This window comes from Patescibacteria group bacterium, assembly GCA_034659915.1.
Lineage (GTDB): Bacteria > Patescibacteriota > WWE3 > JAUXAW01 > JAYEID01 > JAYEID01.
The window spans coordinates 1-10422 of the sequence record JAYEID010000021.1 but is presented as its reverse complement, the minus strand read 5'-3'; the positions used below and the strand labels follow the sequence as shown (position 1 = coordinate 10422).

Annotated in this window: 10 protein-coding genes; 9 read left to right on the top strand and 1 reads right to left on the bottom strand. The window is 42.8% G+C overall.

Going from position 1 to position 10422, the window contains the following annotated elements:
- Positions 1–183: 183 nt before the first annotated feature.
- The gene (locus U9M98_03555) at positions 184–765 is read right to left on the bottom strand and encodes a site-2 protease family protein (GenBank protein ID MEA2020757.1); all 582 of its coding nucleotides are present in this window, start codon (positions 763–765) and stop codon (positions 184–186) included.
- Between the two features lie 423 nt (positions 766–1188).
- Here U9M98_03555 and rpmB point away from each other — a divergent pair, with 423 nt between their 5' ends.
- The 9 genes from rpmB to tsf all read left to right on the top strand — a co-directional run.
- A complete protein-coding gene (rpmB, locus tag U9M98_03550) occupies positions 1189–1401 on the top strand; it encodes a 50S ribosomal protein L28 (protein MEA2020756.1) in 213 nt (70 codons plus the stop codon).
- Between the two features lie 66 nt (positions 1402–1467).
- Positions 1468–2520: a rod shape-determining protein gene (locus tag U9M98_03545; GenBank protein MEA2020755.1), complete on the top strand. Its 1053-nt coding sequence runs from the start codon at positions 1468–1470 to the stop codon at positions 2518–2520.
- Positions 2521–2539: 19 nt separating this feature from the next.
- Positions 2540–3349 carry a rod shape-determining protein MreC gene (mreC, locus tag U9M98_03540; protein ID MEA2020754.1) on the top strand — a complete coding sequence of 270 codons (810 nt, stop codon included), beginning with the start codon at positions 2540–2542 and terminating at the stop codon, positions 3347–3349.
- A gap of 10 nt (positions 3350–3359) precedes the next feature.
- On the top strand, positions 3360–3845 hold the full coding sequence (gene mreD, locus U9M98_03535) for a rod shape-determining protein MreD (GenBank protein ID MEA2020753.1): 486 nt from the start codon (positions 3360–3362) through the stop codon (positions 3843–3845).
- Positions 3846–3850: 5 nt separating this feature from the next.
- Positions 3851–5788: a penicillin-binding protein 2 gene (mrdA, locus tag U9M98_03530; protein MEA2020752.1), complete on the top strand. Its 1938-nt coding sequence runs from the start codon at positions 3851–3853 to the stop codon at positions 5786–5788.
- An 8-nt stretch (positions 5789–5796) separates the two neighbouring features.
- Positions 5797–6900, top strand: coding sequence for a DNA-processing protein DprA (dprA, locus tag U9M98_03525; GenBank protein ID MEA2020751.1), 1104 nt, complete (start codon positions 5797–5799; stop codon positions 6898–6900).
- 59 nt (positions 6901–6959) lie between these two features.
- Positions 6960–9137 (top strand): type I DNA topoisomerase, encoded by a 2178-nt coding sequence (topA, locus tag U9M98_03520; protein ID MEA2020750.1) that lies wholly within the window; start codon positions 6960–6962, stop codon positions 9135–9137.
- Positions 9138–9245: 108 nt separating this feature from the next.
- Positions 9246–10181 carry a 30S ribosomal protein S2 gene (rpsB, locus tag U9M98_03515; GenBank protein MEA2020749.1) on the top strand — a complete coding sequence of 312 codons (936 nt, stop codon included), beginning with the start codon at positions 9246–9248 and terminating at the stop codon, positions 10179–10181.
- 17 nt (positions 10182–10198) lie between these two features.
- On the top strand, positions 10199–10422 hold a 224-nt coding region (gene tsf, locus U9M98_03510), incomplete at its 3' end, for an elongation factor Ts (protein ID MEA2020748.1).

Here is a 10422-nt window from a genome sequence, read left to right as displayed (position 1 = left end):
GATAGGAGATAAAAATAAATTACAAATTACAAATGACAAATATCAAATGACAAATGCGGAGAGTGGGGTGCTGTACATCGTACGCGGAATACGGACACCCGATCCGCCGGCTGGCGGACGGGTAACGCATAACGATTTACTAGTTGCTAATTGCTAGTTGCTAATTACTAATTACTTTTTAGGTTAGGGCAGGAGTAAATTTATAAGAAGGTCTGCGGGGCGCCCTACTAATAGAGAAACAATTGATTGGTTTCCAAGAGGAATAAACAGTAACAATAGAAGAATGAGCTGGTACTTTCGCAGCTCTTGCCAGTAGGGGATAAATGATCTTGGGAGCAGACCATTTACAAAGTTAAATCCATCTAGAGGTGGCATGGGAACAAGATTGAAAATTGCAAATTGAACATTTAGAGCAATTAGCATGATTCCTATGAAGTAGGGGAGTGGGGTAACTCTTAAAAGCATGGCAGCTGCAATTGCTAGGAGTAGGTTGCTTGAGGGACCAGCCAGAGCAGTTAGTGCTGAATCTTTTTGCGGATCTTCGAAGTTGCTGGGGTTTAAAGGTACTGGTTTAGCCCAGCCGAAGCCTGTGAACAGAAAAAGAACTGCCCCGATCGGGTCTAAATGTTTTAGAGGATTTAGGGATAGGCGACCAGCTGTTTTTGCTGTGGAATCTCCTAGCTTGTAGGCTGCCCACGCGTGGGCGAACTCGTGGATGGTTATGGCTACTAGAATGGTAGCTAATTGGATAAATATTTGAGACATGTTGTAGCGTGTTATTGAGGTTATTAGCATGTTTGTATAGTTTAACATAAGAAAGAAGAGATGGTATAGCTAATTTACTACAAATAATTAAGGTATGAATCCTATCCATACAGCGAATTGACTACAAATACTACAAATATACTACATATAAGAAAGAAAAGACCGGAACCTAAGAGAACCCGCAAGGTCTACGAATGTAGTCCTTGGAGGTCTTGATAGAGAAAGGAAGAATCGACCGCGGTGTTGCTGTACGGTGCTTTTCGCAGGGGATTCTTCGCTCCCCCCGCTTCCGCCAGCTGGCGGACGGGGTCCGCTCAGGATGACTGCTATAATTGCTGAAGGCGGAATGCCGGATGCGGTGGGTGGATATATAGTATTCCTTCCTTGTATCCATAGTGGTCTTGTGGTAACATAAGGCTTGTTATGGCAGCTGTTTGTGAACTTTGTGGAAAAGGATCTCTTCACGGTAATCAGGTTTCTAGAACTGGAACTCGCGGTTGGGTAAAGAGGAGATCAAAAAGGAAATTTAAGCCAAACTTGAGGAAGGTTAGAGTCAAGGTGGATGGGGAAGTAAAGCGAATGAAAATTTGTACTAAGTGCCTCAAGTCGCGTAAAGTTGAGTGGGAGGAAGAGTAGGCTCTCTTCTGGTTGTTTCTTTAGCTTCTTTTTACCTCTTTTTTCTCGTGATAAACTGCTATTGATATGTTCGATTTTCTCACATCTCCTTTTTCTGAGGATATTGGTATTGATTTGGGCACAGCTAATGTGCTGGTTTATCTAAAAGGAAAAGGAATATTGGTACGAGAGCCAAGTGTTGTAGCTATTCATGATAAAACCGGAGCAGTTTTAGCGGTTGGTGAAAAGGCAAAGAGGATGGTTGGTAAAACCCCTCAGAGTATATCTGCTGTGCGCCCACTTAGAGAGGGGGTTATTTCCGATTTTGATGTGGCAGAGAAAATGCTCCGCCTTTTTATTAAAAGAGTTTACGAGACACCTTCTAAGCTGCCCCGGATTTTTCGCCCCCGGGTTGTTATAGGCATTCCTTCTGGTATTACTGAGGTGGAGCGAAAAGCTGTTCGTGATGCTGCTTTGCAGTCTGGTGCTAGAAAAGTTTTTTTGGTTGAGGAACCAATGGCTGCTGCAATTGGTGCTGGACTTCCAATTAGGGATCCGGAAGGATCTCTGATTGTGGATGTTGGTGGCGGTACTACAGAGATTGCAATTATTTCGCTGGGAGGAGTTGTGGTTGGAAAGAGCTTGAGAGCAGGAGGGGATAAGCTTACTAGTGCAATAAGGGAATATGTCAGAGCAAAGTACCAACTTTTGTTGGGAGAGCAAACAGCGGAAAGGTTAAAGATTGAAGTTGGTGGAGCAATACCAGCAGAAGAGTTAGAAGTAGAAGAACCTTTAGTTACGAATATGCGGGGTAGGCACTTGAAAACAGGGTTACCTTCCCAGTTGGAGTTTTCAGCTCAGGATGCTTGGGAAGCTTTAAAACCCTCCCTTTCTGCAATCTGTAACGCAATAAAGGATTTGGTAGAAGCTACTCCACCAGAATTGCTTTCCGATGTTTTGGAGGATGGGATTACTTTGGTGGGTGGGGGGTCGTTGCTTCGTGGTTTTGATGTTTACCTTTCGCGAGAAGTTGGGGCACCTGTGCATACTGTCAAGGATCCAATGAGTTGTGTAGTTAGAGGTTGTGGTAAGCTTCTCGAAGATCCTGAGCTTTTGGAAATGGTTCATGTAAAAGATTAGATTATTTTGAAAAAAAGTTATGCAAAATAAAAATAAAAATAAAAATAAAAATAAGACAATTTTAGCCCTTAAATTGTTAGTAGCTACCCTTGTGATTGCTGGGTTGGCTCATACTATGTGGGGGCAGAAAATTAATACTTTGGCAATTTCTTTTTTCTCTCCCTTTTATAAGGGAGTGGCTGTAACAACCCGTTCTGTGAAAGAGCAAGTTGAATTTTTTATATCCTTACGGGATGTTGCTTCTCGAAATAAGGAACTTCAGGAACAGGTTTTGCAGTTGCAATCAGAAGTAATGGAATTGGGAAGATTGAAGGAAGAGAATGAGAGACTCCGAAGGCAGCTAGCTCTGTCTGTAAAGGGAGAAAAGAACCTTTTGTCAGCCGAGGTTGTTGGTTGGGAGCCAATTGGCAGTGAGAATTATTTTATGATAAACAAAGGTGCTGACAATAATCTAGAGAAGAATATGCCAGTAGTATATGAAGGTTATTTAGTTGGTCAGGTTGTTTTGGTGGATAATAATACTGCTAGAGTACAAGCAGTTACAGATCCGAATATGTGGGTTTTTGCAGTAGATAAAGATTCGGAGACTAGAACAAAAGGCGTAGTTAGTGGCTATATGGCAGATAAATTAATTATGCGTAAGATATTTGAAGGAGAAGAAATCCAGGTTGGTGATGTGATTGTTACTTCGGGAGAAGCAGGTACCCTTCCATCTGGGTTAATTTTAGGAAGAGTAGCCCGGGTGGTGGAGAAGGGGGTGTTGAAGGAGGCTGTTTTGGATTTGCTAGTTGACTTGCGAAATTTGAGCGAGGTTTTTGTATATAGATAGAAATAGAAGTATGAAAAAAATATATAAACTTTTTGCTTTAGTCTTTGCCTTTTCGCTAGTGGATGTTGGTGTGTTTCCTGTGTTATTTAAATACTACCCTGCGCCGAGTTTGGTATTTTCTTTTTGTGTAGCACTAGCCTCGAAAAGATGGGGTGCTGAGGCTTTGTGGGTGGCATTTGTGGGCGGTCTTTTCATGGATTTAATGGTGTGGCGTCCTTTAGGCTTGACAAGCCTTTGTTTTCTTATTTTTAGTTGGGGATTGTTGCAGCTTTACAGAGTGGTGGGCTTTAATTTTGTTCTGTTTGCTTTTACCTCGCTTGTGCTATCTTTTTTGTTTCGATTTGTCTTTGGTTCTTTTCAGCTTTCCTGGATTTATCTGGTGGGAGCTTTTGGAGATTTGGTGTTGAGTTTTCTTTTTGTAATTGTGTTTTTGCCAATTCTAAAACCAATGGTTTTAGCTAGAGAAAAGCAGTTGGATTTTTATCAGTATCTTTAATTTTTATGGATTTGAAAGATATTTGGGGAGAAAATATAACTTCTTCCTCGTCAAAAAAGGAACGGCGGGGGTCCCGAAAAGTGTCTTTGGCTGATGCTTTTTCTTGGCTGCATGGAATGTTGCCGGAGCCTAAAAAGGTGGGTTCTCCTTCCGGTCTTTGGACAGAGTTCACATGGCCTTCAATACGGGGCGTAGCTTTATTCTTGGGGACACTCTTTTTGTTTTTAGTATTGTTTGGAAGGCTGTTTCATTTACAAGTTGTTTTTGGGGCAAGGAACCGCAAGCTAAGTGACAATAATCATTACCGGAAGCAAGTTATTCGTGCTCCTCGGGGTATTATTTACGATCGTTACGGAGAGCCTTTAGTTGAAAATAAGCCGGGATTTAGCCTTGTGTGGGATCCTCCAGCCTCTTCCGAGCATTCTTATTTTTCTGAGGCTGAAAATCTTGTGGAAGATAGTGATTTTGTGGAGAGATTAGCACCCATGCTTGAGCTTTCTCCTCAGGAACTTAAGAGTAAGTTGATGCAGAGTAAGGATGGTTCTCCAGTTGTGTTGGCTACTGGTCTTGATAGAGATGATGTGTTGGCGGTGGAGATGGAGTTTTCAATTCCTTTTTTAAGTACAGAGGTAGTACCCTTGCGTAATTACTTGTTTGGGAAAGAGGTTGCACATGTGTTGGGATTTACTGGCGAAGCCTCCTTGGAGGATTTGCAGCAATTTTCGGGGTTGGATGTGGGAGCACGAGTGGGGAAGTCTGGGTTGGAAAGGGAATTTGATTTGTTAATTCGAGGCCACCCTGGCGAGCGGGTGTTGGAGGTGGATGTTTTAGGAGAGACAGTTACGGAAAAAGCAAAAAAAGAGGCAGAACCGGGGCAAGTCCTTGAAACCAGTTTGGACAAAGATTTTCAGCGCGTTGTTTTTGCAGAGCTGGAGAAAGGTGTTAGAGATTCAGATGCTACAGGAGGGGCAGCGGTAGCTATGGATCCGAGTAATGGTGAGGTTCTTTCTCTCGTATCTTTTCCAAGTTATGATCCTAATCATTTTGTTTCGGGAATTGATCCTTCTTTGTATCAAGAATGGAAAACAGATGTAAGAAAGCCACTTTTTAACCGTGCTGTTTCTGGTGCTTACCCCCCTGGATCTATTTTCAAGCCTATTGTTGCTACAGCAGCTTTGGGAGAGGGTGTAATAACTGCAAAGGATGTTGTTAATTGCAAGGGTGCTATAAGTGTGGGTTCTTTTGTTTATCGAGACTGGGATTTAGGTGGACACGGTCGGGTTAGTTTGGTAGATGCAATTGCTAAGTCTTGTGACATCTATTTTTACACTATTGGGGGTGGTTACGGAGGTTTTAGAGGGTTGGGACCAGATCGCATTGCTATCTGGGCTCGAAAATTTGGGTTGGGGAGCCAACTGAATCTGGAATTCCCTTGGGAGGCTACTGGCTTGGTACCTAATCCTGAGTGGAAGGAAGATGTTAAGGGCGAGCAGTGGTATTTGGGTAATACATACCATTATTCTATTGGGCAGGGAGATCTTTTAGTTACACCCTTACAGATTACAAATGCTCTTGCTGCTATTGTTAACGGGGGTACATTATATCGCCCCACGTTTTTGAGAGGTGCAAGTAACCACTATGTATTGCAGGAAAATCTAGCCTCTCCTGAGGTTTTGGGAAATGTACAGAATGGCATGCAGGCTGTTTGCCAGCCAGGAGGTACAGCGTATCCGTTTTTTGATTTTCCAGTTGAAGTTGGGGGAAAGACCGGTACTGCAGAAACAGGTCGGAGTGATAGTACTCATGCCTGGTTTTTTGTGTATGGACCTGTTGATGATGTAAATATTGCGTTAACAGTTTTCTTGGAGAATGGCGGTTCTGGTTCTCACGACGCTGCTCCCGTAGCGCGTAGAATTTTGGATTGGTATTTTAAGAACCGTTAAATTTATCAATGCCCACTGCTGAATCTTCTGAGTTAAAATACTGGGTGGGGTTGAGCATGGTGCGGGGTTTGGGACCGAAGAATTTTGCTAAACTGTATGGTAGGTATGGTTCCGCTAAGAAAATTTGGAACTTGTCTCGCCGCGACTTGATTTCCTCCGGAATTTCCCAACATATTGCGGATTCATTGGAAGCCACGCGGTCTAAGGTGTGTTTGGAAAAGGAAATGGAAAGGATACAAAAGTTAAATATTTCTGTTATTAGGTTGGTGGATGAGAATTATCCTTATCGCTTGAAGAATATTCCCAGTCCGCCTTTTTTGCTTTATGTTAAAGGAGAGTTATGTGAACAAGACTCCTTGGCGGTAAGTGTAGTGGGTACTAGGAAATGTACCAACTACGGGGTTCGCGCAACCAAATATTTGGTTAGCTCTCTTTCAGAGGGGGGATTCACTGTGGTTTCTGGACTGGCTTACGGGATAGATTCAGTTGCACATCGGACTGCTCTGAAGTGTTCTGGGCGTACCATTGCAGTTTTGGGATGTGGTGTGGATCAAGTGTATCCTGCAGGGAATAGAGAACTGGCGCACCAGATAATTGGTGGTGCCACGGGTGCTATTATTTCAGAGTTTCCTCTTGGTTTTCCTCCTACTGCTGGAAATTTTCCAGCACGAAACCGCATAATTTCGGGATTAAGTTTGGCTGTTTTAGTAACAGAGGCGCCAAAGAGGAGCGGTGCCTTACTGACAGCTTCGTGTGCAGCTGAGCAGGGAAGACCTGTGTATGCGGTGCCTGGTTCTTTATTCAGTTCCAATAGTGAGGGGGCAAACAGGTTGATTAGTGATGGAGCAGCTCCGGTAGTTGATTGTGAGACACTTCTTTCCGATCTTGGCGCAAGTATGAAGAAAAAACAGATAAAGGCTAGGAAAGAACTGCCGCAAGGGGAGAGGGAGAAAACTGTGTTTGGCGTTATGAGTGAGGATCCCAAACACGTTGATAAAATAGTTCGAGCTTCAGAGCTGCCTACTTCTGTGGTATTATCAACCTTGTCAAAGATGGAACTTCGCGGTATGGTTGTGGATTGTGGGGGAGGTAAATGGGCAAAAAAAGTGTAGTGGAGAGTTGTTAGTTGTTAGAGAGTAAATAAACATCTTGGAATCTTATTTGTAATGTTATGGCTAATCTAGTTGTTGTTGAGTCGCCAACAAAGGCAAAGACAATTTTAAAGTATTTGGGAGATAATTTTGAGGTAGAATCCTCCCGTGGTCACATTAAGGATTTACCCAAGTCTGAGTTGGGTGTAGATGTGGAAAGTGATTTTGAGCCAAAGTATGTGGTAGTAAAGGGGAAGAGCAAGATTATTGATCAGTTGAAGAAGGCTGCTAGTAAAGCAGATGAGGTGTGGCTTGCAACAGACTTGGATCGGGAGGGTGAGGCAATTGCTTGTCATTTGGCGGAAGTTTTGGCTGAGGTTACTAACAGTAAGGTTCAAGATTTCAAAAGAGTTGTTTTTCACGAGATAACGGAATCTGCTATTAAAGCATCTTTTGAGGATCCACGAGGGGTTGATTTTGATTTAGTTGATGCTCAGAAGGCTCGAAGAGTTTTGGACCGGTTGGTAGGTTATAAACTATCTCCCTTGCTTTGGAAAAAGGTTCGAGGTGGCCTTTCTGCTGGTCGTGTTCAATCAGTAGCAGTTCGGTTTGTGGTGGAGCGTGAAAATGAAAGAGAATCTTTCCAATCTGATAAGTATTGGAGCTTGGAAAGTTTGTTTGCAGGCTCCGGTGATAGAAAGTTTTGGGCTGAATTGAAAGAGGTAAATGGAGAAAGTATTGAAAAGAGAGAGGAAAAAGAACTTTTTGCTGGTAAGTACCAGATAACTAAGACAACTATTGATACTAAGGAGCGTTTAGAAGAGGTGAAAAAGGCTGCAGAGAAAAGCGACTTTTCTGTATCAAGTGTGACAGAGAAAGAGATAAGGAGGAAGCCTTACCCCCCGCTGACCACGTCTTCCTTGCAAGCGTCGGCAGCTTCTTTGGGTTTTTCTTCTTCTAAAACAATGCGAATTGCCCAGCGCCTTTATGAAGAGGGTTTTATTACTTACCATCGGACAGATTCTGAGTTTTTGTCAAGCAGTGCGATAAAAGCTTGTCGTGTTTTTGTGAAAAATAATTTGGGCGAGGAATATTTGCCAGAGTCCCCAGTTCGTTACCAAACAAAATCTAAGACGGCTCAGGAGGCACATGAAGCTATTCGACCTACGGATGTAACAGTTAAACCCGGTGCAGTAAGGAAACTTGGTCAGGATGAATTTGAGTTGTATAACCTGATATGGCGACAGACTGTTGCTTCTCAAATGAAACCAGCCGTGTTTTCTAGAACAACAGTTGATGTTTTGGCAGATGGCAATGGTATCCTCTTTCGAGGTGTGGGTAGGATTCTTAAGTTTGATGGGTGGTTAAAAATCCGCCCAAGAATAAGAAAGCGGACCAAGGAAAACGAGATACCTATTTTTGAAGAAGGGGAAACAGCAGAGGTAGAGAAATTGAAAGAGGAAAAGCACCAGACAGCACCCCCACCACGTTATTCGGAAGCGACGCTGATTAAAGAGTTAAAGGAGTATGGTATTGGGCGCCCCTCTACTTATGCTCCTATTATTTCTACTATCCAGAAGAGAGAATATGTTCAAAAAGAAGGGGGTTATTTTGTCCCTACTGATATTGGAAAAGTAGTAACGGGTTTATTGATAGAGCATTTTCCCACTATTGTTGATGTTGATTTTACAGCTGAGATGGAGAATTCGCTTGATAAAGTGGCTAGTGGTAAGGTTGATTGGAAAAAAATAATAAGAGAGTTTTGGGAGCCTTTTTCAGACCGCCTCAAGGAAAAGATGGAAGAAATTGAGCGTTCTGAGGTTACAGTGCTGGAGGAAACAGACGAAAAATGTCCTGAATGTGGCAGACCCCTAGTTGTTAAATTGGGTAAATACGGCAAGTTCCTCTCTTGTAGTGGTTTTCCGGAGTGCGAGTATGCACGTCCCTTTTCTGATGTTGATGAGGATGGAGTACCTGATGACATAGATGAGGAGCAGCTGGAAGGCGAGTGTCCCAAGTGTGGTGGTGATCTAGAGCTCCGGGAAGGGCGATACGGTAAGTTTATATCTTGTTCTAACTACCCGGAGTGTAAGTTTACTAAGAATTATCTGGATAAAATTGGTATGAAGTGTCCGGAATGCGGGGAGGGAGAGGTTGTTGTGAAAAAGACCCGAAGGGGGAAAACGTTTTACGGGTGCTCGCGCTACCCTGATTGTGAGTTTGCTTCTTGGAAAAACCCTAAGAAAAGTAGTAAGTAGTAAGCAATTAGCAAGTGGCAAATAGAAGCTGTCTGTAGCAAAACTGATATCTAGTTATTACTGACCCCTTGCCGAAAGGCAAGGGTTTATGTTAAACTTTCCAGAGTTATGAGCAAAAAGACAGTCTTGGAGTTACCAAGTATACAAAAATTACTAGAGGAAGGAGTTCACTTTGGTCATTCACCCCGACGTTGGAATCCAAAAAACAAACAATATATTCTAAAGAAAGTACGGGGAACTCATATTTTGGATCCTCGAGAAACATTGGAAAGTTTGAAGGAGGCAGTAGAGTTTTTAAATAAAGTTTCCAGGGAGGGTGGTACTGTGCTTTTTGTTGGTCTTAAAAGGCAATCTCGAGATTTAGTTGCTAAATATGCGGAAGAAGTTGGAGTTCCTTGCATGGCTGGTCGTTGGGTGGGGGGACTTCTTACTAATTTTTTTGAAGTAAAGAAAAATGTTTCTAAGCTAAAAGAATTGGAAGAGGGCTTGGCAAGAGGCGAGTTTGATCATTACACTAAGAAAGAGCGCTTGGATATTAGGAGAGATGTTGAAAAACTTGATCGTGATTTTGGAGGTGTGCGGGGTTTGGGAGATATGCCAGCAGCTGTTGTGGTTTGTAGTACTCGAAAGGGTGGGACGGCTGTAGAGGAGGCACAGAAGTTAGATATTCCCGTGGTGGGTGTAGTTGATACTGATGCTGATCCCCGAATAGATTTTCCTATTCCTGCTAACGATGATTCTATTAGATCACTTTCATTACTCCTGCCAATTCTTTTTGAGGCTGTAAAGTTAGGGAGGGAAGGCAAGGAGATTGATGTGAAAGTAGGGAAAAGCCGGGGCAAGGAAGAAAACGGCAAAGAAAAAAAGGAGGTTAGCAAAGAAAGCGAGTCTCTGGAAGGATTAGATTTGGGTGCGCGTGCAACTAATGCTTTGAAGAAAGCTGGGCTTGGAGTTGAGGATCTTAGGGATATGTCTCGAGATGCCCTTACCAATGTAAAGGGAATAGGGAAGAAAACAGCAGAGAAGATAAAACAAGCATTGTAGTTTTTTTATTATTAATTATGAGTGGCATTGATATAAAGCAAGTAAAAAGATTGCGAGAAGAAACGGGAGTGGGGATAATGGCTTCTAAAAAAGCCTTGGAAGATGCTGGGGGTGATTTCGAGAAGGCAAAAGAACTTCTAGAGGAGAGAGTAGCTATGCGAGCAGAGAAGCGTTCGGACCAAGAGACAGCAGAAGGGGTAGTGGTTGCTTACGTTCATTCAGATGGGAAAAACGGTGCCTT

Bases quoted from the DNA above. Each gene is read 5' to 3' on its own strand.
- U9M98_03545 (MEA2020755.1), top strand. From the start codon at position 1,468: ATGTTCGATTTTCTCACATCTCCTTTTTCTGAGGATATTGGTATTGAT.
- U9M98_03555 (MEA2020757.1), bottom strand. From the start codon at position 765: ATGTCTCAAATATTTATCCAATTAGCTACCATTCTAGTAGCCATAACC.
- mreD (MEA2020753.1), top strand. From the start codon at position 3,360: ATGAAAAAAATATATAAACTTTTTGCTTTAGTCTTTGCCTTTTCGCTA.
- rpmB (MEA2020756.1), top strand. From the start codon at position 1,189: ATGGCAGCTGTTTGTGAACTTTGTGGAAAAGGATCTCTTCACGGTAAT.
- topA (MEA2020750.1), top strand. From the start codon at position 6,960: ATGGCTAATCTAGTTGTTGTTGAGTCGCCAACAAAGGCAAAGACAATT.
- dprA (MEA2020751.1), top strand. From the start codon at position 5,797: ATGCCCACTGCTGAATCTTCTGAGTTAAAATACTGGGTGGGGTTGAGC.
- mrdA (MEA2020752.1), top strand. From the start codon at position 3,851: ATGGATTTGAAAGATATTTGGGGAGAAAATATAACTTCTTCCTCGTCA.
- mreC (MEA2020754.1), top strand. From the start codon at position 2,540: ATGCAAAATAAAAATAAAAATAAAAATAAAAATAAGACAATTTTAGCC.
- rpsB (MEA2020749.1), top strand. From the start codon at position 9,246: ATGAGCAAAAAGACAGTCTTGGAGTTACCAAGTATACAAAAATTACTA.